Origin of the sequence: Algoriphagus oliviformis (genome assembly GCF_017254915.1) — a bacterium.
Lineage (GTDB): Bacteria > Bacteroidota > Bacteroidia > Cytophagales > Cyclobacteriaceae > Algoriphagus > Algoriphagus oliviformis.
The window spans coordinates 143,860-170,316 of the sequence record NZ_JAFKCT010000003.1 but is presented as its reverse complement, the minus strand read 5'-3'; the positions used below and the strand labels follow the sequence as shown (position 1 = coordinate 170,316).

Below are 26,457 nucleotides of genomic sequence, written 5' to 3'. Positions count from 1 at the left end.
GATTGATTTTCCTACCTCTGCCAAAACACCGCCAGGCCGTCTTTGCCCGCCACGGCGATATCGACCTTTCCGTCTCCGTTGAGGTCAGTGACGGCGAAGTTTATCCCTGTGCCTTTGCCTACTCCCAGGGGCCCGTAGGCGATGATGTTTTTCACGAAAGCCTTTCCATCCCACTTGAAGTAGTAGAGGCCGATCTCATCCAGTTCTCCGGGATCTTTGCCGTTGTGGGCTCGGAATCGCTTGCCGGTCACGAGCTCGTTTTTGCCATCGCCGTCCAGATCCACCCATTCCATCGCGTGATATTGTGCGTGATAGGGATCGATGGGATGCTTCGCAAAGCTGATCTGCCCTTCGCCGTCGCGCTTTTGCTCCATCCAAAAGAGGCCATAGTTGTGGCCCATGCCAAAGATGAGGTCATTCAGCCCGTCGCCGGTCAGGTCGGTGACGATCACCGGGACGCTGATGTCGCCCAGATTGAAGCTGGGATGGAAATTCCACTGTCCTGTCCGTAGGTCTGCAGGAGCCTCGTACCAGCCGAAGGAGGAAATCAAGTCCCCAAAACCATCCCCGTTGATATCCCCAAACCCCAGTCCGTGGCCTTGGGTCTCGAATACCTCGTACTTCTCAAACTGGTTTGGACCGATCCACTTGTAGAAGGCCAAAGGCTTACGGGGCGTGTTGGGCACGATCTCCAGGGTGCCATCCCCATCGATATCCCAGGCTCGGGTGGACTCGATATTGCCGGTCTCGGCGATCAGGTGCTCTTTCCATTCCCCGTTGTTTCCAGGGTTTTCTTTCCAGACCAGCTTTCCTTCAAACCATCCTCCGGTGACAAAATCCATCTTGCCGTCCCCGTTGACATCCATGGGGATAGTCGAGAAGTCCTCGTAATACTCCCCGTAGCGCTTCACCTGGCCGATGAGTGCCCGATCACGAAACTCCGGCCCCTTGTACCAATAGCTCCCCGAGACCAGATCGATATGCCCGTCTTTGTCTACGTCAAAAGCCCCTACCGACTCGTTGCTTTCGAAGGCGATGAGCTGCTTTTCGAAGCGGAGGTTTTGGGTCTGGGAAAAGACCGGAAGGGAAAGTATGGAAAGCGAAAAAGCGAGCGATAGAAGAGGGTGTTTCATCGAATTTATGCGTTGCGATTGTTGATTTACGAAAGGACGGACTAGGGCAGTCCCACCTTCCAAGATCGTACCCGATTTTCAAATTCAAGGAAGTATGGAGCGCAGAACATCAAATTCAGGGTCAGTCGCCGAATATTTGCGAGTTTTGAGAAACGAGCTACGGCCTTCAAAAGCGCCCTAGCCCGCTCTGATCGTTCGGTGCTGCAACCTTACAACCTTACAACTTTACCACTTTCCAACTCAGCCGACATCCGACACCGGACATCGGTCATCCTGGCATCCCATCACTTTTCCAGCGGGTGCACCTTCAGCAGTTCGTCAGGGCTGTAGAAACCTTCTTTTGCTTTCACTTCCTCGCGGACTTTCTGTACCAGGTCGGGAGAAATGGCGGAGGCCTGATTGCCAAAGGAGTTTCTCACATAGGTCAGGACGGCGGCTACCTCGGAGTCGTTGAGCATGCCTTCGAAAGGCGTCATCGGTACCTGGCCTGGGTAATCTCTTCCTGCTACGTTGATAGGGCCCAAAAGGCCTTTGAGCACGACTTTGATCAGTCTCTCCGGACTTCCTGTCACCCAAGGCGTGCCCCGCAGCGGAGGAAAGCCGGAGGCATTGAGTCCGCCGCCGTCAGGCTGATGGCAGGTGGAGCAGAAGCCCTCTCTGGCGTAGATTTCTTTCCCCAGGATAAACAGCTCCCGATCCGAGCCGCTGAGGGAGGACTTGATGTCTTCCTCTTTTTTCGCAGCGACCGAGAGGCCGTTGAGGTGGGCGACGGCGGTTTCGAGGGTTTTAGGAATCCAGGTGTTGTCTTGGTCTTGGTTTTCCACCTCGGAGAGGATGGGCAGGCCTTCCGCTCTAGGCAGCCAAGACGCGGCAGCGATTACTTCCATTCGTACCCGACCGTTTGGGTCTTTGGCAGCGGCCATCAGGAGGTCTTTTTGGTCTTTGACCTGATGGCCCGTGTAGCGGAGGACACGAACGGAAGCCGCCCGCACGCGGTAGTCCTCGGACTGAAGCAGGGAGCGGAGCAGGTCTTGGTTGACCTGGTTGGCCCCCCAAGTCACCCAAAGTGCTTCCAGGCGATGGTGTTCGTAGCGGGGATCGTTTTTGTCCAGATCGGCAACCCATTTCTCTACCGCAGCGGTCACCTCCTTGGCATCACGGCCGCGCAGCTCACGACGGGTGCGGTAGCGGGTGCGGTATTCTGGCTGTTTTAGGTTTTCCAGCAATTCGGCAATGGTCGCTCCGTCGATTTTCGCAGGAGTGAGCAGCGGTCGGGAAGGGTAGGTGAGTCGGTAGATCCGGCCATGCACGTGGTCGCGAAGCGGATCGCGAGCATTGTGCTGCATGTGTCCGATCAGGATATTGTGCCAGTCCACGATGTACATGGAGCCGTCAGGCGCGATCTCCATGTCCACCGGGCGGAAATTGCGGTCGGTGGAGGTGATCAGATCCTGTCTCCATTTGGTCACAAAGCCTACAGTGTCCTCAAAGACCTGGTGCTGCTTGGTGCCGAGGAAGCCGATGGTGTTGTTGATGATGAGGTCGCCCTGGACGTCGTCTGGGAAGTGTCGGCTGGAGATGAATTCCAGACCGGAGGTCGGCCGTACCATGTGGTCTTTTTCGATCAGGTTTGGTCCCTTGTAGTTGGCGTTGCCATAGCGGGGAAGCACCGAGCCGGGGAGCATCCAGTTGACATTGGGGCCAGAGGTCTCGGCATAGAAGTTTTGTCCCCAGTCGTCAAAGGCGATACCCCAAGGGTTTGGAATGCTCACCTGGTTGACCCGCTCTAGCTTGTGGCGCTTGGGTTCGTAGCGGTAGAAGCCACCATTCGTCGCACGCACTGGCCCGTAGGAGGTTTCGATATTGGAGTGCAAAAAGACCCCCTCGGCCATGTAGATGGCACCGGATTCGTCGGTGGTGAAAGCTGAGATGGCGTGGTGGGTGTCGTGGTCGTCAAAGCCGCTGAGCAGGACTTCCTTTCGGTCGGCTTTGTCGTCGCCGTTTTCATCCACCAGCAGGACGAGGTTGTTGCCTTGGGAGACATAGACTCCCTCAGGAGCGATCTCGAAGCCCACGGGGATGTGGAGGTTGTCCGCGAAAGTCGTCTGCTTGTCGGCCTTGCCGTCTCCGTCGGTATCTTCGAGGATGATCAGCTTGTCCTGAGGTCGGGGATCGCCTGGCTTGTAGTGGGGGTAGCTCGGCATGGTCGCCACCCAGAGCCGACCCTTGTTGTCAAAGGAGAGCTGCACCGGATTGGCGAGGTCCTTGAATTCCGCCTCGGAGGCGAAAAGCTCGATTTTGTAGCCTTCCGGTACCTTGATGGTGCTGAGCGCATCGTCCCCGTACTTGTACTCCAAGCTGCCGTTTTTGTCGGGGTTGAAGTTGGTTTCGACCTCGGGCAGGGTTCTGGTTTTGGCATCAGCTGCCGCAAGGTCTTTGGTTCGGCCTTGGTTGGCTTCCCAGATTGCGGTGTCACGGATGGCGGTCATCTGGCGGATTTTTTCCAGCTCAAAGGGGTAGTTGTCCGGGCCGAAAGGATCGTAGCGACGCCCGAAGACGTGGACGCCGTTGGGGATTTTGTAGTCGTTGGTCCAGAGCCAGTTTTTCTCCATCACCGCCTCGTGGATCTGGTCACGGTTGGCGCTGGCCTTGGCCTTTTCCTTCCCAAAGAGCTCGTCGGCGAGGAAAACCGCAAATTTTTCATAGCCCTGCTCGTTGAGCTGGGAGCCGTCTATGGTCAGGGGCTCAGAGGAGCTGGCGTACCAGTCTTGGCTGGCGTCAAAGGCATCCACGAAGACCAGTCCATGCTTGGTCGCGACCTCCCTCATGGCCTCGGTGTAGAGCTGGAGGTTTTCGTTTTCGACAGTACCATCGGGCAGGTCTATGAGCTCGCTGAGGTCCTCAAAGGCGATGGGCGAGACCAGGGCCAGCTGAGGGGCGGACTTGCCGTTGTATTTTTGTGCTTTGGAGTGGATCACCCAAGCCTCCAGCTCTGCACGGAAGTTTTCCAGTTTGTCTTTCCCCTGAAAGGATTCATTGAAGCCAAAAAAGCCCACGACGATGTCGGCTTGAAGGCGGGTGAGCCATTGGTCGGGTTTTTCGAGGTGGCCAATGCTTCCGGACGGAGTCGCATACTCGTCCTGAAAGTCCTCCGCGCCGGGAAAGGCCCAGGGGTCGTTGGTGCCAGACCGGGGACGGAAGCCAGGCGTGTCGCCTGGATCGCCGAGGTTGCGGATGAAGAGCGTGCTGTCCGGGTAGCGGAGGTGCATCTCGGTCTCAAAGAGTCCGTACTCCTGCATGCGCGAGGCCAGGTTGTTGCCGACGAGGGTGATGTGGGAGTTTTTTCGGAGTTCGAGGGTTTGTTTTTGGGTGCAGCCGTAAAAAAATGAGAGGCAAACAAAAAGGAGGGGAACTAGCGATAGACGGTTGTATTTCATGGATTGGATTGCATTTCGGGTTAATAATAGGCAGAAAGCCCTGGATTTTCAACCTGATTATATGGGTGGTGTCGAGATTCTTGCTGCGGTGTTTGGGCAAATGAATAGCGTGTACTTTGCTTGATGGGGGTGACGCTCAGTCGGTTTTCGGGCTGGGTTTATCGGGTTTTGGGAATGAAAGGAGGGGAGGGATCTGCTCAGCGGCTTGCTCCTCCCCTCCCGGTTCATCCAGAAGTGCGATGTCAGCTATCTTTTCCTAGTAGCCGGGGTTCTGAACCAATTTGGGGTTGTTTCTGACTTCCGCGGTGGGGATGGGGAACAGCAGCTCCCGCTCAGTCACCGTGGGGCCATAGACAAACTTGTGGCCCACGTAGTCCTCAAACTGGCGGGTGGTGACGTTGAAGCCCTTTCTGATCCGGACCATGTCAAACCAGGTCTTGTTTTCGAAGGAAAGCTCGAAGAACTTTTCCCTCCAGATGGCTTCACGAAGCTGGTCTTTTCCCAGGTTTTGCAGGGGAGCTAGCTGGGCTCTGGAGCGGATCTGGTTGACTGCGGCGTAAGCCTCGGCATTTGGTCCGTTTGCCTCGTTGGACGCTTCTGCAAAAATCAGCAGCACCTCGGCGTAGCGCAGGATGGGCCAGTTCATCGAGCTGCTGGTGGTGCTGGTTTGGGCGACTTCGTCAAAATGCTTGAAGATGTAGTAGTCTCCCAGCTCGAGGGTTTTGGTGCGGTCATTTCGCAGGGTATAGCTCGTGTAGTAAAACTCCTTTTCAGCGGCTCTTTTGTCACCCGGTTCGTAGGATTTCACAAAGGCTTCCTGGGCGAAAATCCCGCCTGTTTCCGCGCTGTAGTTGGAGATGCCCCGGTTGTAGGGGATGATGGATACCTGCCAGCTGGAGGGGAGGGTATAGGCGACATACTGGGCCATGAAGATATTCTCCCCCAGGTTTTTCATGCTCGGAGTGTGCAGAGCGGCGTAGGAGTCAAACAGTGAGAAGGTTTTGGAGTCCATTACTTCCTTGGCTTTGGCTGCGGCCAGGGCGTAGTAGTCGTTTCCTTTTTGCAGCGGGTAGCCTGCCATGGTGAGGTACACCGAGGAGAGCAGGGATTTGACAGCGCCCATGGATACCCTCCCGGTAGCGTCTCTCCAGGCCAATCCGGACTTTTCGGCCTCTTGGAGATCGGCCACGATCTGGTCATAGACCGCGGCGGGATCCGCCTGCTCGGGGTAGAGGTTTTCGGAAGACAGGTCGATGGGGTCGGTGATGAGCGGAATGTTTCCAAAAATCCTGACCAGGTTGTAGTAGTAGTAGGCTCTCAGGAAGCGTGCTTCGCCCAGCAGTTTGTTTTTGGCGGTCTCGTCCATGTTCATATCCGGGATTTCGGCCAGGGCCACGTTTGCGTTGGCGATGCCCAGATAGAAGCTCGTCCAATAGGTCTGGCCGTAGCCATTGTCCGAGGTGTTGTCCAGGTTCATGACAAAGAGGCTGTTTTGGGCCTGGCCCAGCTCGGTGTCTGCCAAGCCGGTGGCAAACTCGGTCATCATCCAGGGACCACCGCCAAAGCCGCTGGACATGATGGGCTGCAAACTCTGATAGATCGAGTTCACTGCGCTGGTCGCGTGTTCCGGTTTGGTGAAATAGTTGTCCAGCGTGAAGTTGGACTGGTCTGACTCATCCAGAAAGCCCGAGCAGGAGGTGATCCCGATCAGGGAGGATAGCAAGACGAATTTGGCTATATGGGATTTGGTACGTTTCATAATTGTCGGATTTTTTATTAGAGGCTGACGCTGACACCCAGCATGAACACACGTGGTTTGGGATAGGCATAGAGGTCTACGCCCTGGTCAAACGCCGCTCCGGAGGTGGATACCTCAGGATCGTAGCCGGAGTAGTCTGTGGACAGGAAGAAGTTTTGGACGGAGAAGAAGGTTCTCATCGTTCTCAGCTTCAGTTTTTCCAGTGTTTGCGGGGTAAAGTTGTAGGAGAGCATGATGTTTCTCCCTCTGACAAAAGACCCGTCTTCCACTCTTCTGGAGTCGTTGTTGGTGTTGTAGCCAGCGGTGAGCGGACGGATTTGGGCGTAGTAGGTGTCCTGGTTTTCCGGAGTCCAGCCCTGCAGTACGGTCTTGAAGCTGTTGGCGATGCCTGTCCGGTCTTCGGCAGAGTGCTTGCTTCGGAAGAGCACGTCGTTGCCGTAGGTGAACTGGATGTCCACGAGCAGTTCGAAGTTTTTCAGCCGGAAGGTGTTGGCAAACGTGCCAAATCCGTCGGGAATGCCTTTGCCGATGATCACCCGGTCGGAGTCGTTGATGACACCATCTTCGTTGACGTCCTTGTACTTGATGTCGCCGGGGCGCTTGTTGTAGGACGCAGCGACGGTTTCCTCCTCGGTGTTCCAGGTGCCTTCGTGGACAAAGCCGAAGAAAGAACCCACGGGCTCACCCTCCCTCACGATGGTGGATCCGAGGAAGATATCCGATCCGCCGGTCAGTGCTTTGACCTTGTTTTTGTTGATCGACAGGTTGAAGTTGGTACTCCAAGAAAAGTCCGTCTTTTCGACGTTGACCGTGTTCAGTCCGAATTCGACCCCTTTGTTTTCCATGCTGCCCACGTTTTTGCTCACGACGGTATAGCCACTGCTGGAGGGAACCGGCGCACTCAGGAGCATGTCGTCGGTGATTTTGCGGTAGAGGTCCAGTTCAAACATCAATCGGTTTTGAAGAAATCCGATTTCGGCTCCGAAGTCCACCTGGGAGGTGACTTCCCATTTCAGGTCGGGATTGGCAAGACGGCTCACGCCAATGCCTATCTGGCGCTGGTCGTTGAAGATCACGGTGTAGTTGCCCATCCCGGCTAGGGCTTGGTAGGCCGTCACTTCGGAGTTTCCGGTTTGGCCGACGCTGGCGCGTAGTTTCAGGTTGGAGATGACATTGCTGGAGCTGAGGAAGTTTTCGTCAGAGGCTCTCCAGGCAAAGGCGGCGGAGGGGAAAAAGGCATAGCGGTTGGACTCGCCAAATTTGGAGGAGCCGTCCACACGACCGGTGAAGGTGAAGAGGTACTTGTCACGCAGGGTGTAGTTGATCCTTGAAAAGTAGGAGTTCAGTCCATAGGCCACCGTGCCCGAGTTAGGCTGGACGGCTACGGCGCCGGCTCCGAGGTTGTTGAAGGCAAAATAGTCATCCTGGAAGTTCTGTGCCCTGGCTGTAGAGTTGAACCGATCGACATGCTGCCAAGCGATACCGGCCATGGCATTGATCGCGTGGTTTTGGTTAAACTCCTTGATGTAAGTAAGGTAGTTTTCAAACTGCCAAGAGTTGAGCCGGTCGTTGAAGATAGAGGCGTCGCCACCCTGGTTTTTGGAGATGTAGTTCAGATCTCTGCCGCCGTAGTAGTCCACTCGCTGGTTTACGATGTTGACGGATAGGTTTGACCTGAACTCCAGCCCTTTGGCCAAGTAGAGGTTGGCGTAGACGTTGCCAAGTACGGTTTGGGTGTTTACCAAGTAGATTCTGTCCTCCGATACGTGGATGGGGTTGTTGCCCCCTTCCATGCCGGGGTAGTCGGCATTTCCAGCCCAGCTTCCATCGGGGTATTTCACGGGAATGATAGGGAGCGCTTCCAGCACTTGGCGCATGGCGATGATCCCCCCGTTGCCGAGCGGGTCTACCTGGCTTTCCTTTTGGTCGTTGTAGCTGAGTACCCCGCCTACTTTGATCCAGTCTTTGATCTTGCTGTCAAATACAAACCTCGAGGAATAGCGCTTCATCCAGGAATTGGCCATGAGTCCGTCCTCATCCCTGTAGCCGAGGAACACGCCGAAGTTGTCATCGACATTGCCCGAGGTGAAGTTCAGCTGATGGCTTTGGGTAAAGGCCGGTTTGAAGGATTCGTCCTGCCAGTCGGTGTCGTAGAGCGGCTTGCCGTTGGCATCGAAGAGTCTGGGATCGGTGCGCTTTAGCGCGGGATCTTTGTAGATGCCGTTTCTCCATCCATTCGGATCGTACTTTTGTGCGTTTTGGTAGGCGAGATCCTCGGTGGCGAGAAACTCCTCCGAGTTCAATAGCGGTATTTTTTTGGGGAGGACGCCGATGCTGTAGTTTCCTTCATAGGCGATCATTCCGCCGGATTGGCTGCCTCGCTTGGTAGACACGAGGATCACGCCGTTTGCGCCCCGGGCACCGTAGATGGCCGTGGCGGAGGCATCTTTGAGAATCTCCACAGAGGCGATGTCGTTGGGATTGATGTAGTCTATAGGGGTGCTGCCGTTGGCAAGGCCAGTAGCATGCATGATGACCCCGTCGATCACGTATAGGGGATCGTTTGCGATGCTGACCGAGGTATTGCCACGGATACGGATATTGGCGCGGCCTCCCGGACGTCCGGAGTTGATCGAGACGTTTACCCCCTGCACTTTGCCCGAAAGGGCGTTGGACAGGTTGGCGGACGGTCGGTCCTTGAGGCTTTCCTCGCTGACTGAGCCCACGGCCCCGGTGAGATCGGATTTCTTTTGGGTACCATAGCCGACGACCACAATCTCGTCGAGTTCAGCCTCGTCTACCGCCAGGCTTATGGTTATTGGGCCTGATGCGCTGGTGATGAGGTGCTCGGTGGTGGTGTATCCAATGAAGCTGACGACAAGTGTTTCGTTTGGGCTGGCCTCTATGCTGAAGGATCCGTCGTTTTCTGTGACTGTCCCGCGCTGGGTACCTTTGACGATCACCAAGGCTCCGGGAATCGGAGTCTGCGATCCGGCCTCTTCCACGGTTCCTTTGACCGTGGGGCTTTGCCCATAGGCAATTCCCCCTATGGAGAATAAGGCTAAAAGAATACTAGTCACTAGTCTTCTTTTATAGTGATGATATTTTGACATGTAAATTAGGTTTATTGTATCAATAAGTTAGGTGTCGTCAAACAGCGAATGTATCCTGTGGTATCCTGTGGAAATAGTTGATGTTTTGCAGGATGCGGCAGGATAGGAAAAAATGCTTTTTTGCATTGTTTACCTAGTTGATATAGATGTCATAAATAAAAGAAGGGGTGTTTGAATATTTCCTATGAGACGTTGGTTTATTTCTATGTGTCTCTGAGGTAAAAAAAATCTACTTTTTTAAAAAATTTATTAAACAAGGCTCTTTGGTTTCCTTGGTGTCGATTGGTTCTCAGTGAGGTTTCTGGATTTTTTGTCCCGCGATGTTCTATCGTTTGACTTTTTTTCAGGGGGGCTCACTTGGCCTTTTTGTCCGTCTGTTTGGGTTTGCCTTATGGCGCTTTATCCTTGATCTCGGGATTAGATAGCTTGTTGTTGGTCCTTGAACGGCTGCTGGACACTTATATATAAAGAGAAAAGACTGCTCTTCTATTTTATTGTCTTGTTACTCGGTTTTGCACCGGGTAAAATGGATTTAATATTTTTTTCGTTTAAAACAATTCAGCATAGCGCAGGATGGGAACCTAAGCGGGGTGCGCTACTTTTTGCTATCTATTAACAAAAACCCGTCTTTATGAATAACGACTATCTATCTATGATAAAAATCCGGTTTATCGGATTTTTATTGCTCATGCTATGTATGGGCGTATCGAGTTTTGGGCAGTCCCAGTCCGTCCGGGGTGTAGTGTCATCCGAAGGAGAGCCAGTGCCGGGGGCATTGGTTTTGGTCAAAGGGACCCAAAGAGGCACCGTCACCGACATCGACGGTAACTACAGCATCGACGCCGCTCCCGGCGAGATCCTTGTAGTGAGTTTCGTGGGCTACACCACCAAAGAAGTAGCCGTGGTAGGAGGACAGACGGAGATCAACGTCACGCTGGACCTTTCCACCTCCGACCTCTCCGAGGTCGTGGTCGTGGGCTACGGTAGCCAGATCAAGAAGGAAGTGACCGGGGCAATCCAGTCGGTTTCGGGCAAGGATCTTCAGGATATGCCCGTTTCCTCAGTAGCCCAGAAGCTCCAAGGCCGTCTTGCCGGAGTGCAGATCAACCAGACTACCGGTAAGCCGGGACAGGGGATGAACGTCCGCATCAGAGGGCAACTTTCCGTTTCAGGTGGTAGCCAGCCACTCTATGTGGTGGACGGATTTCCGATCTCAGGCGATGTGAACTCCATCAACCCTGACGAGATCCAGGACATCACCGTACTCAAGGATGCCGCTTCCACTTCGCTCTACGGTTCGAGGGCTGCGAATGGGGTGGTCATGATCACGACCAAAAAAGGCGTCAAAGGACAAACCAACGTCAATCTGAACGTATTCACCGGTTTCCAGCAGGTACCGGAGCAGGGCCGTCTGGAAATGATGAACGCCGAGGAGTTTGCCCAGTTTAAGAAAGAGTACTATACCGATGCCGGACAGCCAGTGCCGGAAGCATTCCAAAATCCGGCAGAATACCGCGACAAAAACAACGACTGGTACGATGCGATGCTGCAGACTGCGCCCATCACCAGCTACAACCTGACCGTGACTTCCAACAAGGAGCGTGTCAATACCGCGGTGATCGCGGGGATTTTTGACCAAAAAGGCGTCGTGGTCAACTCTGATTACAAGCGGTATTCGATGAGAATGAATACCGACTATGCGATTTCCGACAAGGTCAATATCGGTATCAATCTGGCTCCCAACTATGTGGTGGACAATACTCCCCGCACTGACGGTACCCGCGGCACTGGTATACTTTTCAACGCGCTTCATACTTGGCCAGTCATGCCGATCTACGATGAGTCGGGGGAACTGACCTACTTCAACCGATTCCCTGCCAACACAGGTAATATCTTTGCCTATCCCAACTGGGTGAGATCCGCAGAGGAAATCACCAACGAAACCAAGGTCTTCAACATCCTGGGTAATACCTATGCGGAATGGAAGCCGATCAAAGGCTTGTCTTTTAAAACTACCTTCAATACAGAGATCAGAAACTCCAACTACTTTTGGTTTAATCCATCCACGGCTACTGCCAACATCAATGTGGCGATTCCTACGGTGGCCGTGTCTATCAGAGACCAAGAGCAGGAGCTGACTTGGCTGAACGAGAATACAGTGACCTACGGCAAAACAGTGGGTGATCACAGTTTCCAGCTTTTGGCGGGTTTTTCTAACCAACAATTCAGACGCGACCGTACCAGAATCCAGGCCGATACCTACGCGGATGACCGACTCCCGACCATCCAGGGTGCGCTGAATATCAACCGCGGCGGAACGTTTAGCGGAGTGGACGAGTGGACTTTGACTTCCATCTTTTCCAGAGCTACTTACAACTACAAGGGTAAATATCTCTTGACTGGCTCTATCCGGAGTGATGGATCGTCCCGATTCGGCTCGGACAACAGATGGGGTGTCTTCCCCTCCGTGTCAGCCGGATGGGTGCTTTCTGACGAGGAGTTTTTGAAGACCAATTCCTCCATCTCCTTTGCCAAACTGAGAGGTAGCTACGGTATCACCGGTAACAACAACATCGGTAACTACACCCAATATGCGCTGGTAAACAATACCATCAACGTGGCCTTTGGCAATAACGTGGCTCCCGGTGCCGCGGTGACTTCCCTCAACAACAGCAATCTGGGATGGGAGACCACCGCACAGTTTGACCTGGGATTGGATCTGGGACTGTGGGATGACAGACTTTCTTTCGTCTATGACTTCTACACCAAAAACACCACCAACCTGCTTTACGCCGTACAGATCCCTCAGGAATCCGGCTTCACCAACTTCAACGACAACATCGGTGAAATCAAGTTTTGGGGCCATGAGTTTGCGGTGAACGCGATCGCAGTCAACACCAGCAACTTCCGCTGGAATGTGAACGCCAACATTTCCTTCAACAGAAACGAAGTGATTTCCTTGGCCGACGGAATTGACCGTGTGTACGGAACCTACCACATCACGCAGGTGGGACAGCCTTTTGGGCAGTTTTATGGCATGGTGAAGGAAGGCAACTACATGAATGCCGAAGACCTGGCCAACTCCCCAATCATCCCAGGCCGATCTACCGTGGGTAGCATCAAGCTGAAGGATGTCAACGGGGACGGCGTGATCACCTATGGTGGGGACAACGACGACCGTGCGATCATCGGCAATCCCTTCCCGGATTTCGTCTATGGCTTTGTCAACAACTTTACCTTCAAAAACTGGGATGCCAGCATCACTGCTTCCGGATCCCAGGGCAACCAGCTCTACATGAGACACCTGTATAGCACTGCAAACCTGGATGGGGTGTTCAACATGGTGAGAAAGGCCATTGATCGCTTCAGATCACCGGAAGATCCGGGAGAAGGGATCTTCGGTACTACTGTCGGTGGCGGTAACGTGACCGGTGTCGAGCGTGACTGGAACAACAGCAATTTCGTGTGGGATGCTTCTTATTTCACCATCAGAAACATCACCGTGGGCTATACTTTCAGAAACCTGCCTAAGACCATCCAGTCCGCGCGTCTGTATGCTTCGGGACAAAACATGTGGGTGTTCACCAAGTATTGGGGTGGATCAAACCCTGAAGTGAGTATGCAAAACGACGGTAATGGCGACGGTGGTAACCTGAGCCCAGGGGTCGATCTGTCAGCCTATCCCGTTCCGCGTACGATCACATTCGGAGCCAACATCACTTTTTAAGCGGCTAAGCCAGACAGTATAATTCACCTTCAAACGAAATGAAAATGAAAAAATATATCATAGGATTAATGGCAGCCAGTTTGTTTCTGACGGGCTGTGAGGACTTTCTGACGGTGGTGCCTGAGACCCAGCTGAGCTCGGCCACTTTCTTCAAAACCCAGACGGACTTCGAGCAGGCGGTCAACGCCGCCTACGCCCCGCTCCGGACGATCACCAACGACCGGGCATGGCTCCTCGGGGAAATGCACTCCGACAACACCTACTACGCTCGAAACCCGCTGTTTGGAGCGGTGGATCCCCAGGAAGATCTGGCGGACTTCTCCATCCTGGTATCCAACGGAACGGCGCCAAATACCCATATCCTCAACCAGTGGCGTCAGGACTACCTGATCATTGCCCGCGCCAACCAGGTGCTTGCCCTGATCGATGACGTTGAGTTTGACGCCACGGCGAAGGGAAACATCAAAGGACAGGCGCTGTTTCTGAGAGCCTATGCCTACTTCGAGTTGGCGCGCTACTTTGGAAGTGTGCCGCTGCACCTGACCCCGGTGGCGGTGCGATCCGAGTCGGCTTTGCCCCTGTCTCCAGAGGCGGACGTGTATGCGCAGATCATCAGCGACCTGACTGCGGCCATCCCGATTTTGCTTGACAAATCTGCCCAGCAGCCCGGTCGGGCCACTTCTGGCTCTGCCCGCACCCTTTTGGCCAATGTGTACATCAACCAGAAGAAATGGTCTGAGGCCGAGCAGGTCTTGAGCCCGGTGGTGACTGGAGGCAAGTACATGCTGATGCCGACTTACGACTTGGCTTTTTCTGAAAATGCCACCAACAAAAACAACGTCGAGTCAGTATTCGAAGTGCAGTTTTTGGAGGGTGCCGCCGGACTGCAGGGTAACTTCATGTACCAGTTTATGCCGCGTCCTATCTCCGCGACTGAGCTGCAGCCGATCATGGGTACCAGCAATCCCCAGAATATCGACGGAGAGGGCAACAACATCCCAACCCCGGACATCATCGCGGCCTATGAGCCGGGCGACCTGAGAAAGGATGTGTCCATCGGCAATGTGTTTCTGTCAGGCAGCGCCCGCTCCAACAAGAACTATCCTTACATCAAAAAGTTTCAGAGCAACCACTCCCAGCACAACAACCACGGCATCAACTGGCCGGTATACCGCTATGCCGAGGTGCTGCTCTTCATGGCTGAGGTCCTCAACGAGCAGGGCAAGACCACAGAGGCGGCGACCTATCTCAATCAGGTGCGTTCCCGAGCAGGCTTGGCTGCGACCACCGCAACGGGCCAAGCAGGTCTGAGAGAGGCGATCTTCAAGGAGAGAAGGGTAGAGCTGGCCTTCGAAAACAAGCGCTGGTTTGACATCCAGAGAACAGGCCGGATCGACGAGATCATCATCCCTTACGGTCAGCGTATAGTCGCAAATCCAGTTGCCTATTATTATCCGGAGGGGGCTGTTCCGAGACCAAACGTCTTCACCAACCTGAGCAAATTTTACCCCTATCCTGCTGACGAATCGAATTTGAGTCCTTATTTCTAAGTTGGTTTTCTTCAATTCAAATAGCCCGACATCGGCTCTTCGGAGTAAGAGTGTAGATGTTGGGTTATTTTCTTCCACACCCCGAGATAGCGGGATGGTGGATTAATTGACAGGAAGTAAATAGCTTGCTTGAATGGCTTTTGGCCTTTTTAAATAATTCCCAACTTGAACTCTATGAAAAATCAAATACCCGCAATCAATAATCCCAAAAAATATGCTCAACAAAAGATCCATTAAGAGTCTATTCTTCCTGGCGGGGATGGTGGCGATTTCCTTTGCCTGCTCCAAGAAAGAAGAAAGCGGCCGGCAGCTCACCGGCAACCCCAAGATAGACAAACTCAAGCTCCCCGACGGATTTGTGGCGGAGCTGCTGTACAGCCCGGGAGAGAATGACCAGGGATCTTGGGTGGCGATGACCTTTGACGACAAGGGTCGCATGATCACCTCTGACCAGTACGGTTTTCTATACCGCCTGGAGCTGCCTCCGATCGGGTCTGACTCCACGGTGAAGCCCAAGGTGGAAAAGCTCATCGTCGGAAACGTCGCCGAGCCACAAGTGGGAATGGGCTATGCACAGGGCTTGCTCTATGCGTTCAATTCCCTCTACGTGATGGTGAACCACAATCCCAACGAAACGTTTAGCCAGCCTACCGGACTCTACCGCATCCAGGACCTGGATGGGGACGACCAGTATGAGACCGTCACCCAGATCCGTGAGCTGAAAGGACAGCAGGGCGAGCACGGCCCCCACAGCATGAAAGTAACTCCGGACGGACAGGGCATCTACCTCATCGCGGGTAACCACGTCGATGTGCCGGACATGAATGCCTACCGACTGCCAAGAGTATGGGATGAAGACAATCTTTTTCCCCTGATCAAGGATCCCCGAGGCCACGCCAACAGCCGTATGGCCCCAGGAGGGTGGCTAGCTCGCATCAATCCTGACGGAAGCGAGTGGGAATTGATCGGCGCAGGCTTTCGAAACGCCTTTGACTTTGACTTCAACGAGGTCGGCGACATCTTCGCCTACGATGCGGACATGGAGTGGGACTTTGGTATGCCTTGGTATCGCCCCACCCGCATCAACCACGTGACCAGCGGCTCTGAGTTTGGCTGGAGAACAGGTAACTCCAAGTGGTCTCCGGTCTATCCAGACAACCTGCCTGCTTTGGTCAACCTCGGCCAAGGATCGCCTACGAACGCGATGTTTGCCTTCGACGCGAAATTCCCCAGCAAGTACAAAAAAGCGCTCTACACCTTTGACTGGAGCTTTGGTATCATCTACGCGACGCACTTTACGCCTTCCGGTGCATCTTATGAAGCTACTTCGGAGGAGTTTATCTCCGGGTCACCGCTTCCTTTGACAGACGGAGCTATCGGCCCCGACGGTGCGATGTATTTTGCCACCGGTGGTCGTAGGCTGGAGTCGGATCTCTATCGGGTATATTACACCGGGGACTTGGATACCCACACGCCGCTCAAGGAAAGCGACCTTCCCAAGGAAGCGATCACCAGAAGAGAACTGGAAAAATACCACTACGACGGTGCTCCCGCAGAGGGCATCGACAAAGCTTGGGCTGAGCTGGGCAACGCAGATCGCTACGTGCAGTATGCCGCCCGCATTGTGCTCGAGCATCAGCCTGTGGCAAGCTGGAAAGCCCGCGCCATCGCCGAGACTGATCCTGTCAAAAAGATCCACGCCAACTTGGCCCTCGCACACCATGCCAGCGATGCCGATGCGGCCGCCATGCTCAACAGCCTGATGCAGATCGACTACAAGGCGCTTTCTGCCAAAGACCAGCAGGACCTGCTGCGCACGCTGGAAGTGATCCTGTATCGCTACGACAAGGGTGCAGAGCCGGTCAAGGCGCAATTGGCCAGCTACCTGGATCCCCACTATCCTGCCAACGAGAACATGCTGAATCGTTCCCTGAGCATTCTTTTGGTTCATCTTGATGCGCCGTCAGCGGTGGAAAAAACCCTCGCGCTGCTCAAGGATGCGAAGGACGACGAAAACTACCAGAAGACCTTTACCGCCTCTTCCGACCTCGTATTCAGAAATCCCCAGTACGGAATGGACATTGCCAACATGCTGGCCAATATTCCTCCGGCGCAGGCGACCTTCTACGCGACCGTCCTCGGCGGAGCGGACAAAGGCTGGACTCCAGCACAGCGTGAGGAGTATTTCAAGTGGATAAACAATGCGCTGACTGCCTACAAAGGCGGTAGAAGCTATGTGGGCTTCATCGATCGAGCGAGAAAAATGGCCTTGAGCCATGTCGCCGAGGCGGAATTTGCCAAATACGATGAGATGTCCGGAGGAAAACTCTTGACCTCCAGTGGCAACGATATAGTCAATACAGGCATACAGCCGGAAGGTCCCGGCAGAAGATGGACGGTAGATCAAGCCGACTCCGTGGTGCAAAACCTGGCGGGAAGAGACCTGGCCAAGGGAAAGGCGATGTTTGCGGCGGTGATGTGCCAGTCTTGCCACACGGTCCAAGGTGAGGGTGGTTTCATCGGCCCGGATCTGACCCAGTTGGGTACCAGATTTTCTCCTAGGGACATCTTGGTGGCTACCATCGATCCCAGCGCGACCGTCTCAGACCAGTATCAAGCGACTGTGCTCGAGCTGAAAGCGGGAGGCTCCATCGTCGGCAAGCTGAATGACGAGGACGGCCAGAACTATTACATTTCCCAAAATCCATTTGCGCCGGACGTCATCCGCACTGTGCCGAAAACGGATGTGGTGCTGAAGAAAAGCGCGGAAGTATCCATCATGATGCCGGGATTGATCAACAGGCTGAATCCTGAAGAACTGAAGGATCTCATGGCCTACCTGATCTCAGGTGGCAATGCTGACCATGCCGTGTACAAAAACCAAACCGCAGGACAAGAATGATCTGGGCTGTAAAAACCAAAACCTTGCTCGCCGTGGCCGCTCTGGCTACGGTGGCAATGGTCAACGAGACCTGCCAAAATCCCGACTCAAAGAACGGGAAGGCGGCAGATGGACAAGCTGAGTTTGTGTCGATCTTCGATGGCAAAAGCCTGGAAGGCTGGGACTACAATCCCGACTACTGGTCTGCAAAGGATGGTGTGATCCACGGAGAGACCACTGCCGAAAATCCCCTCAAAGCCAATACCTTCATCATATGGAAGGGCGGGGAGTTGGGAGACTTTGAGCTGAAAATGGACTACTGGATCTCCGGGACTGGCAACTCTGGCGTGCAGTACCGAAGTGACCTTTTCACCGAAGTGCCTTATGCCCTGAGAGGCTATCAGGCGGATATCGACGGGGGAAACCGCTACACCGGCCAAAACTACGAGGAAAGAAAGCGGACCACCTTGGCCTATCGGGGCCAAAAGACCCGCATCACTTCACAGCCCGACTCCATTACCGAGCTGAGGGGCTTTGTGGAGCGCAACGCCTGGAAAGGCCTGAACCTAGTCGAAGACCTCGGCGACCGCGCCGAACTGGGCAAGCTGATCAAAAGCGGGGATTGGAACTCCATCCATATCGTGGCCAAGGGTAATGTGCTGAAGCACTATGTCAACGGGACGCTCATGAGCGAGGTCACCGATGACGATGCCAAAAACAGGATGATGAAAGGCCTGATGGGAATGCAGATGCACGTCGGCCCGCCGATGAAGGTCATGTTCAAAAACGTGGAGCTGAAAAAGATGTAGGCTACACTGCCAGCCAATGCAAAGAGGCCGTTTCCAAGGGAGACGGCCTCTTTTTTGTTCTGGACTTTCCAGCCCAGCTAACCTATAAAATAATGTGTTGACTAACTACTTTTCCATTTTTTTGAACTCCAGATCCCGGTAGCTGCCCTCTTCTTCCGAGATCATGGTTTTTCGGTTTGCTGCCAAAAGCTTCACAGCCGTGGGCGCCAGCGAAAGGCCTACCAAAGATGCGCCGAGGATCAGAACGTTGGTCGGCACGACCCAAAGATTTCCCGAAGTGAATACGCCCAGGATCATCAGCGTGCTCAGCGGCATGGATACCGCCAGCACATTGATGCCGAGGTCCAGGTCAAAGGTTGCCTTCGAGCTGCCGGAGTTGATCTCCATCTTCCGGATCGCGGACATGTGGGCGAAGGGCCAAAAACTCACGGCACTCTGAGGAAACACCACCACGAGCAGGGCAGAGGCGAAGGGCAGTCCCGGTATCAGCCAGAGAAACAGGCCGCTCAGCAGAAAAGTAAAGCCCGCCCGGAAGACCAAAAGCGCAAAGATGGTTTTGATCTGACTCCATTTGAACATCACCGCTATCCCGATGAAGAGCAGTACCAGTGGTGTCATCACGTCCTTTAGCATCAGGATGGAAGCGGAGAGAAAGCCGGGAAGGTCGTCCATGTGAAGCCCAAAGCTGAGCAGGATGATGGCCGCCAAGATGACCACATTGATGGGTTCGCTGAGCATGGCCAGCAGGAGCTCCTTGATCTTCTGGCGATTGGATCGGGCCGGGAGCTGCTGGGTCTTGTAGTACCAGGACATGGCGAGCATATAGGCCAAGATGAGCACGAAAATCTTGTTTCCTATGTCTGCCAAGGCAGACCAGGCGAGCAGGTCGTCTCCGAGGTACTGGGCGACAAAGGGGAAGCAGGTCAGCCCCGGTGCCAGCGAAGGCACCAAGAGGGCTAGGGTACGCATCTCCGCGGAATCCTTTTTTATCCCAAAAGCCGGCATGGAAAACCGGGTGAGGTACATCATCACCAGGTTGAATCCCAAAGCCAAAACCGGAAGAAAGAGCAGATCCGGATTGATTTCGATTTTCATCAGGGCGACAAAAATCATTGCCGGTAAGGCAAGGGTCAGAATCAGGGTTTTCAGGCCCTTTTTCTGGTCTTCCGACTGGAATTTTTGCTGGAGTAGGACTCCGATTCCAATCAGAAGAATAAGCGAAAGGGTTTTTTCCAAAGCTATACTCATGGGGAAAACAGGATGTTAGGCGGTGATTTTTTTGAATGTTTCGACGAATTGGTGCATTTCGTCCATGGTGCCCATACTCACGCGGCACCAAGGCTTGTCGTCGATCTTGAAGACCCGGATGCCCACGCCTCCATCGTACATGCCCTTCATGAAGGGCTGGCCCTCCATGTCGATGGGGAAAATCATGAAGGAGGTGCTGGACGGGATGATGTAGTAGCCCAAGGAGCCGATCTCGGAGGCGGTGTACTCCCGGCACTCGGTGTTGAGCTTTCTGCAGTTGGCGAGGAATTCCTGCTCGTTCATGCTCGCAATGGCGCCCTTTAGGGAGGTGACGCAAAGCCCCATGGTGCTGCGGACTAGGGAGGTGATGGTCTCGATCCGCTCGGGCTGGGCTACGATGTAGCCGATTCTGAGGCCTGCCATTCCGTGGATTTTGGAAAACGTGCGGGCGACGATGACGTCCTTGCCCTCGGCTACCAGACCGACCATGGTGTTGGCTTCGGGATTGTCCAAAAACTCCAGGTAGGCCTCGTCCACAAAGACCGGCACTTTCTCGGAAGTCTTGGCACAAAACGCCTTGAGTTTCGCTGCATCGGTGATAGAGCCGGTAGGGTTGTTGGGGTTGCAGACATATACCAGCTTGGTCTCGGAGTCCACTTCCTTGGCCATGGCATCCAGGTCATGCTGGTAGTCCGCGGTCAGCGGGGTGGGTTTCCAGGAAGCTCCCATGGACTGGGCGGTGTTCATGATGGACATGTAGGCCGGGTCGGCCGACACGATGTTTCCCCCGTTGCGGAACTGCACAAAGGCGGTTTTTTCCAGCAGATCGGAGGAGCCAGGTCCCATCATAATGTGGTCTGGGGTGACGCCTTCCTTCTCGGCGATCATTTTGATCAGGGTGGCGGCGTCCCCGTGTCCGTAGCGGTTGCCCATGGACACGGAGTTGGAGATGGCCTGGACGACTTTTGGAGAGGGGCCGTAAGGGTTTTCGTTGGCGTTCAGCTTGGCGATGATCCTCGCCTCATCGTATCTGAAAGCCGGCAGGTATTCCTTCAGTCGGCTCTCAGGCTGGTAGGCGTGGAGGTTTTCTTTCCCTGCGAAAGCGAGGGAGGGAGCAAGGGCCATCGATCCCATGGCCATCAGGCCCGATTTAAGCCAGTTTCTTCTGCTAATTGATTGTTTCATGATGATTGAAATTTGAGTGGTGTATGGATGTGATTATTGGACTCGGATGGTGTGGTATTTTCTGAATGCGATGGACTTGTGCGTCCCGGCAAACTCCAGCCTGACCTGCGTGCCGCTTTTCGGGGCTTCGACGCCGAGGTCGGCCCAGCTGATGAGCAGGTTTGCGCTGCCCTCGGCATTGGTGGTGAGGGAGGCGACTTTGCGGGTGCTGGCCACATAGACGTCCAGCGCCAGATTGGCCACGGGAATGGAGTCGATTCCCAGGTTGTGGTCCAGGATGTTGGTTTTGTCCAACTCAAAAGTCTTCGAGTTGACGGAAACCGAAGAAGTGGCGGAGAAAGTCGTGCCTTCCAGCAGGATGAGTACCGGAGCGGCGACATTGGGGGTGACCAGGTCGTCGGTCTCCACGCATGCCTGCGTGAGCAGCATCAGGGCTAATGCCAGGAACAGGGATGTTTTTTTTAAGGATGTTTTCATGGTGTTTCTAGATGAGCGTTGGAGATTGGATTATTCTACCCACCACAGTGGGGTTCTCATGTTGTCAGGTCCGCCGAGCTTGCTGACACCTTCGGTCAGGTTGGTCTCGTTGAGGGAATACTCCGAGGTGGGGTACTCGATGCGGGTGGGGAGTATGCCGTCATTGGAAAATACCGCGCTGGGGTGGGGTGGAGGCATGACCGGGTAGCCTGTTCTGCGGTATTCCACCCAGGCTTCGACGCCCTGGCCAAACAGTGCCAGCCACTTTTGGGTCATGATGGCTTCCTTGGTCACGGCACCTACGCGACTCATGTAGTCTGCCGGCATGGTCAAGCCATGCTGCGCAAAGCTGGCGGCAATGGCCTCCTTCAGCAGGGCTGCGGCATCGCCTTGGATGTCTCCGTCAAAGGCGGCCTCAGCCTTGATGAAGAGCAGCTCGGGATAGGTCAGCAGCAGGCTGGGAGCCACGGGGCTCAGGTATTTGGTGCCGATGCGGGAGGCGTTGAAAGTACCAGCTGCCGCATCGGTAAGTCCGTTGGGAAGGCCCACGTAGCTGCCGTCTGCCAATGGCTGTGCATAGACGGTGATGCGCTGGTCGTCCAGCGCCAGTAGCTTGTCTATCAGTGTGGAGCTCACGTTCCAGTCAGAGCGTGTCGAAAACACGTCAAACATCTTGTTGCGGCTTCCGATCACGTCGAAGTGCTGGAGATAGGCTGCTTCCGCTTGGCTGGTGAAAACGGGGTATTTGGCTGGGTCTCCCAGTATTTTCGCCATGATAGCGCGAGACTCGCTGGGCTTTTTTGAAGCCTGTCGGTTTGCGATCCGGAGCGCCAGGGAATTGGCGAATTTTTTCCATCTCAGGATATTTCCGTTGAAGAGAATGTCTCCGCTGATGGCAGGGCCACCGACTACCAAATTGGTGTTTGCTTCCTCTAGGTCAGCGAGCAATCCGGCGTAGATCTCCTCCATAGAGTCGTATTTTGGAGAGTTGACCATGGTCTCCGCGGTGCCCTTCAGCGCCTCGGAGTAGGGGATGGGGCCAAAGACGTCTGTGAGATAGGAGAAGGCGAAAGCTTTCATGACCAAGGCGACGCCCACGTAGTTGCTGTTGGCGTAGTCTGCGTCCGGAGCGGCAAGGCTGTGGATTCTTTCGAAGTTCACCAGAGACTCGGTGTAGATCCTGTTCCAGGTGCCGGAGGCGATCGTCAGCGGGATTTCGTAGCTGTCTCCCTCGGCATTGATGTAGATGTTTCGGGAGAGGTGCTGTATCCAGCACATGGCTGCGTCTATGTTTAGCCGCTCGTATCGGGTGCTATGTCCCCAGTATCGATCCGCGATGGTCTGGATGGCATTAGGCAGAAGCAGCGCAGGTGCGATCTCTACCGGGTTGTTGGGATCGGTATTCAAGTCCTCAAACTCGCCGGTGCAGGACTGGGTCGTCCAGGAAGTCCACAGGATAAGCAGTGCGGAAAGTGGCTTTATGTAAGTTTTTTTCATGGCTTTGTCGTTTAGGGTTGGGCGCTCAAAAAGTGATGTTCAGGTTGAATCCCATGTTTCGGGTGCTGGGCATTTCCCCGTAGGCAAAGCCCTGGGCATTGCCGCCTTTGTTGTCCACCTCAGGGTCCATATGGGGGTGGTTTTTGTAGAGGATGGCCAGGTTTCTGGCGACGAAGGTTAGGTTCATCGCTTGGATGAAGTTGTTTCGGAGGAAATTTTCAGGGAAGCGATAGCCAAAGGTCAGCTCGCGCAGCTTCACGTAGGTGCCGTCAAAGATCCCCGCCTCATGGTAGGTTCTGGGGTTTTGGGAGTTCCAGAAAGTGGTCGCGTTGACGATGACGTCATTGGGGACATAGACCGGCTCGCCCTCGGTGCCGATGTTCATCACGCCCTGTCCGATGATCCCTTCTTCCCGGCCTGCTGCGGTTTCTGCATACTGACCGGTTTTTCTTGCCAAGCCTGTACCCACGTCAAAGATGTCTCCGCCCATCTTCATGTCCACGAGGGTGGAGAGCGTGAAGCCTTTGAAGCTAAAGGAGTTCGATAGGCCACCGATCCAGTCGGGCTGGATGTTGCCCAGAGCGTGCGTACCCTCTTCCAGAATTGGCAGGCCGTTGTTGTAGATCAGCTCGCCTTCTGGGCTGCGGAGGTAGCGGCGGCCATAGAGTGTCCCGTAGGGCTGGCCTACACGCGCCTCGGAGGTCAAGCTGTTTTGGGTGCCCAGAATGTAGTTTTCCAAGCCCTCTGCGAGCTCGACCACCTTGTTTCTGTTTCTGGCAAAGTTCAAAGACAAATCCCAGGTGAAGCCGGAGGGCAGTACCAAAGGCCTGGCGGAGAGCATCAACTCGATCCCTTGGTTGGTGATCTCACCGGCGTTGAGGATCTGGCTGCTGTAGCCGGAGGCCGTGGAGATGGATACCGCCAAGATCTGGTTGACCGTGGACTGGTGGTAGTAGGTCATGTCCAGTCCCAGTCTGCCCTGGAAGAAGCGAACATCCAAGCCCAGTTCTTTTCCGGTGGTAATTTCCGGTTTCAGGTTGCGGTTGGCGATTTCCTTGGACTCGGTGTAGGTGGGAGTAGTCCCCGCCCAGAGTCCCATGGAGGAGTACACCTGGTTTAGCATGTAGGGATCGGCATCGTTGCCGACTTGTGCGAGGCTTGCCCGTATTTTTGCAAAGGAGAGCACGCTGGACGAGACGTCAAACATGTCGGTCAGCACCGCACTCAGCGCCACCGAGGGGTAGAAGAAGGAGTTGTTGTCCGTCGGCAGGGTGCTGGACCAGTCGTTTCTCCCCGTCAGGTCGAGAAACAGCAGGTTTTTGTATCCCAGTTGGGCCGAGCCAAAGACGCTGTTGACCACCTGCTCGCTGGTTTCGCTGGATGGCGTGGTAGGGCTGGCGTAGTTGCCGAGGTTGTAGAGCCCGTCGATGGTGAGTTCACCCACGTTGACCTGCGTTCTCTTGTATTCGTTGGTGCGGTTGATGGCACCGGCCTGAATCTTCATGGAGAACGTCTTCGAGATGTCTTTGTCGAAGGTCAGGATGAGGTCGTTGTTGGTCTCTTGGCTTCTGAGGGCGATTTCCTGGTACGAGCCCAGCCTTCTCACATTGTTTTTGGTGAACTCCACGCCGGTCACGTTTTCACGTAGGTCTGACCAGAAGTCGGTTCCACTGCGGAGCATCACGCTGAAGTGCTCGTTGATCTCGTAGCTTAGCGCGATGTTGCCCACCAGCCGGTCCTTTTCATTGGCGTTGGTGTAGTTTTCCTGATAGAAGAAGGGGTTGGAAAAGTACTCGTGCTGCCAGTTGGCGTAGGGATAGAAGTCCCCGCTGCGGAACGTAGCCGACTGAGTGGCGTAGTAGTCCCGCCAGTTTTTCAGTTTGGTGTAGTCGGTGTGGCGATGCGCCCAGATGAAGTCTTGGCTGCTGGAGAAATTCCGGTTGTCCGATCCTGCCTTGATGTATTCGGCGTTCACCATCACTTGCAGCGCCGGGGTGAACTTGTAGGAGGTGTTGAGCTTGAAGTTGTTTCTCCAGTAGTCGTTGTTCAGCATGATGCTGGTCTGGTCCATCTTTCCCACCGAGAGTCGGAAGCTTCCCTGCTCATTTCCCCCGGAGAGGGCGATGTTGTAAGATTGGGTGCTGCCGGTCTCCCAAAAGTCCTCCCAGTTGTTGGGCTGGGGAAGGAGGGCGACTTTTTCCGGTGCAGAGTACCAAAGCGGAACCATGCGTCCATCCATGGGCGATCCCCAGCTTTCATCCACCCCTGCCGTACCCCGGATCCCGTCTGCTCCAAAGCCATTTCTGCCGTCCACATACCAGGTGCTATATCCTGCACCACCTCCGTAGATATTCTGGAAGTTGGGTTTCACCAGCGGGTTGTCCCAGGTCATGTTGGTATTGATCTCCAGGCCTATGCCTTTGGTTCCTTCGCCGTTTTTGGTGGTGACCATGATCACGCCGTTGGCTGCGCGGGAGCCGTAGAGCGCGGCAGCGGTAGCGCCCTTCAGTACGTTGATTTCCTTGATGTTGTCAGCGTTTAGTTCGGACAGGCCACTGCCGTATTTTTTGGAAGAGGTCTGCTCCAGGGGCACGCCGTCCACCACGACCAGGGGTTCGTTGTTGCCAGCCACGGAGGAGGAGCCCCGGATCACGATGTGCGATCCGCTGCCCGGGCTGGAGTTGCCGGTGATCTGCACGCCTGCCACCCGTCCGGAGAGGGAGTTGGCCACGTTTGCGGCGCGGGCTTGGGTGAGGGCGTCACCGTTTACGCTTTGGGTTGTGTAGCCCAAAGCTTTTTTGTCCCTGGCCAAGCCAAAGGCGGTGATGACCACCTCACTCAGCGCCAGGTCTGAGGGAGCGAGGATGACACTGTATTCAGACTGGGAGCCTACGGGGATTTCTTGGGTGGAAAAGCCGATAAAGGAAACCACCAGCACCGGGTTGGGGATGTTTTCGTCAAAAGTCAGGGAAAACCTTCCGTCCAGATCCGTGACCACGCCTATTTTCGTGTTTTTGATCAATACGCTCGCGCCGGGGATGGCCATTTCTGTATCGTCAAAGACGATTCCCTCGACGGTCCGTTCAGCTTGCGCCACCACTTTGGGAGTGTCGGAAATGGGGTTGCGCTGGGGGCTGGGGGCCGGTTCGGGATTGTTCTCTTTGACCAGCATGTAAAAATTTCCCGAGCCTTTTTTGTATTGGAGTTGGCTGCCTTTGAGGATTCGGTTCAGGTTTTCTTCTGCCGAAAGCTGGGAGTTGATGGGGGCAGGCGTGGAGCTGCCCGTCACCAAGGTCGATGGATAGGCGATGGATATCGCGTAGATCTCTTCCAGATCTCTGAGTGCGGACTCCAGCGTTTTGGAGTCAAGTGCCACACTGGGGCTGGGCCCCTTGGCGAGTTGTTGAGGGGTTTGACCGTAGACGGATGGTGGGAGCGCAATCGCTCCGGCCATCCCCGCTACCAGCAAACAACGGGTAAATTTTGAGAACATAGATTAAACGGTTAGTGGTTAGAATGATAGATTGAGGAGTTTTGGGTTTATTGTTAATCATCCTTCCAGGCCCTTTCGGGCTTTTTTACTCTATGTCTTTTGCTGGGTCCTTGTGATCCGGACGCTGTTTTTACTGATTTACTGTTGG

The 26,457-nt window shown here is 54.6% G+C and carries 13 protein-coding genes; 4 read left to right on the top strand and 9 right to left on the bottom strand.

Features of this window, described 5'->3' with window-relative positions; translation table 11 throughout:
* Positions 1-11: 11 nt before the first annotated feature.
* The 4 genes from J0A68_RS08910 to J0A68_RS08895 all read right to left on the bottom strand — a co-directional run bounded on the left by J0A68_RS08910 (position 12) and on the right by J0A68_RS08895 (position 9,442).
* Positions 12-1,133, bottom strand: coding sequence for an FG-GAP repeat domain-containing protein (locus tag J0A68_RS08910; protein WP_206577859.1), 1,122 nt, complete (start codon positions 1,131-1,133; stop codon positions 12-14).
* 284 nt (positions 1,134-1,417) lie between these two features.
* On the bottom strand, positions 1,418-4,570 hold the full coding sequence (locus J0A68_RS08905) for a PVC-type heme-binding CxxCH protein (RefSeq protein ID WP_206577858.1): 3,153 nt from the start codon (positions 4,568-4,570) through the stop codon (positions 1,418-1,420).
* Between the two features lie 256 nt (positions 4,571-4,826).
* Complete coding sequence (locus J0A68_RS08900) at positions 4,827-6,329, bottom strand: RagB/SusD family nutrient uptake outer membrane protein (protein ID WP_206577857.1); 1,503 nt, start codon at positions 6,327-6,329, stop codon at positions 4,827-4,829.
* A gap of 17 nt (positions 6,330-6,346) precedes the next feature.
* The gene (locus tag J0A68_RS08895) at positions 6,347-9,442 is read right to left on the bottom strand and encodes a SusC/RagA family TonB-linked outer membrane protein (protein WP_206577856.1); all 3,096 of its coding nucleotides are present in this window, start codon (positions 9,440-9,442) and stop codon (positions 6,347-6,349) included.
* Between the two features lie 688 nt (positions 9,443-10,130).
* On the opposite strand from J0A68_RS08895, the gene J0A68_RS08890 reads away from it, so the two are divergent.
* From J0A68_RS08890 to J0A68_RS08875, 4 genes are all read left to right on the top strand, one after another.
* Positions 10,131-13,169 carry a SusC/RagA family TonB-linked outer membrane protein gene (locus J0A68_RS08890; protein ID WP_438839570.1) on the top strand — a complete coding sequence of 1,013 codons (3,039 nt, stop codon included), beginning with the start codon at positions 10,131-10,133 and terminating at the stop codon, positions 13,167-13,169.
* Between the two features lie 44 nt (positions 13,170-13,213).
* Positions 13,214-14,719 (top strand): RagB/SusD family nutrient uptake outer membrane protein, encoded by a 1,506-nt coding sequence (locus J0A68_RS08885; protein ID WP_438839568.1) that lies wholly within the window; start codon positions 13,214-13,216, stop codon positions 14,717-14,719.
* Positions 14,720-14,933: 214 nt separating this feature from the next.
* Positions 14,934-17,621: a c-type cytochrome gene (locus J0A68_RS08880; protein WP_206577853.1), complete on the top strand. Its 2,688-nt coding sequence runs from the start codon at positions 14,934-14,936 to the stop codon at positions 17,619-17,621.
* Positions 17,618-18,409 carry a 3-keto-disaccharide hydrolase gene (locus tag J0A68_RS08875; RefSeq protein WP_236021429.1) on the top strand — a complete coding sequence of 264 codons (792 nt, stop codon included), beginning with the start codon at positions 17,618-17,620 and terminating at the stop codon, positions 18,407-18,409. Before J0A68_RS08880 ends, J0A68_RS08875 begins: the two co-directional genes overlap by 4 nt.
* Positions 18,410-18,514: 105 nt before the next feature.
* Here the strand turns inward: J0A68_RS08875 and J0A68_RS08870 are convergent, their stop codons facing one another.
* From J0A68_RS08870 to J0A68_RS08850, 5 genes are read right to left on the bottom strand one after another with little or no spacing between them, the layout of a single operon-like run.
* Entirely contained in the window at positions 18,515-19,657 is a 1,143-nt protein-coding gene (locus J0A68_RS08870; RefSeq protein ID WP_206577852.1) for an AEC family transporter, read from the bottom strand.
* 15 nt (positions 19,658-19,672) lie between these two features.
* Positions 19,673-20,842 carry a pyridoxal phosphate-dependent aminotransferase gene (locus J0A68_RS08865; protein WP_206577851.1) on the bottom strand — a complete coding sequence of 390 codons (1,170 nt, stop codon included), beginning with the start codon at positions 20,840-20,842 and terminating at the stop codon, positions 19,673-19,675.
* Positions 20,843-20,875: 33 nt separating this feature from the next.
* A complete protein-coding gene (locus J0A68_RS08860; protein ID WP_236021428.1) occupies positions 20,876-21,319 on the bottom strand; it encodes a hypothetical protein in 444 nt (147 codons plus the stop codon).
* A gap of 30 nt (positions 21,320-21,349) precedes the next feature.
* Positions 21,350-22,816, bottom strand: a complete 1,467-nt coding sequence (locus tag J0A68_RS08855; protein WP_206577850.1) for a SusD/RagB family nutrient-binding outer membrane lipoprotein — start codon at positions 22,814-22,816, stop codon at positions 21,350-21,352.
* 25 nt (positions 22,817-22,841) lie between these two features.
* Positions 22,842-26,309: a SusC/RagA family TonB-linked outer membrane protein gene (locus J0A68_RS08850; RefSeq protein ID WP_206577849.1), complete on the bottom strand. Its 3,468-nt coding sequence runs from the start codon at positions 26,307-26,309 to the stop codon at positions 22,842-22,844.
* Positions 26,310-26,457: the final 148 nt, after the last annotated feature.

Bases quoted from the DNA above. Each gene is read 5' to 3' on its own strand.
- J0A68_RS08910 (WP_206577859.1), bottom strand. From the start codon at position 1,133: ATGAAACACCCTCTTCTATCGCTCGCTTTTTCGCTTTCCATACTTTCC.
- J0A68_RS08905 (WP_206577858.1), bottom strand. From the start codon at position 4,570: ATGAAATACAACCGTCTATCGCTAGTTCCCCTCCTTTTTGTTTGCCTC.
- J0A68_RS08900 (WP_206577857.1), bottom strand. From the start codon at position 6,329: ATGAAACGTACCAAATCCCATATAGCCAAATTCGTCTTGCTATCCTCC.
- J0A68_RS08895 (WP_206577856.1), bottom strand. From the start codon at position 9,442: ATGTCAAAATATCATCACTATAAAAGAAGACTAGTGACTAGTATTCTT.
- J0A68_RS08890 (WP_438839570.1), top strand. From the start codon at position 10,131: ATGCTATGTATGGGCGTATCGAGTTTTGGGCAGTCCCAGTCCGTCCGG.
- J0A68_RS08885 (WP_438839568.1), top strand. From the start codon at position 13,214: ATGAAAAAATATATCATAGGATTAATGGCAGCCAGTTTGTTTCTGACG.
- J0A68_RS08880 (WP_206577853.1), top strand. From the start codon at position 14,934: ATGCTCAACAAAAGATCCATTAAGAGTCTATTCTTCCTGGCGGGGATG.
- J0A68_RS08875 (WP_236021429.1), top strand. From the start codon at position 17,618: ATGATCTGGGCTGTAAAAACCAAAACCTTGCTCGCCGTGGCCGCTCTG.
- J0A68_RS08870 (WP_206577852.1), bottom strand. From the start codon at position 19,657: ATGAGTATAGCTTTGGAAAAAACCCTTTCGCTTATTCTTCTGATTGGA.
- J0A68_RS08865 (WP_206577851.1), bottom strand. From the start codon at position 20,842: ATGAAACAATCAATTAGCAGAAGAAACTGGCTTAAATCGGGCCTGATG.
- J0A68_RS08860 (WP_236021428.1), bottom strand. From the start codon at position 21,319: ATGAAAACATCCTTAAAAAAAACATCCCTGTTCCTGGCATTAGCCCTG.
- J0A68_RS08855 (WP_206577850.1), bottom strand. From the start codon at position 22,816: ATGAAAAAAACTTACATAAAGCCACTTTCCGCACTGCTTATCCTGTGG.
- J0A68_RS08850 (WP_206577849.1), bottom strand. From the start codon at position 26,309: ATGTTCTCAAAATTTACCCGTTGTTTGCTGGTAGCGGGGATGGCCGGA.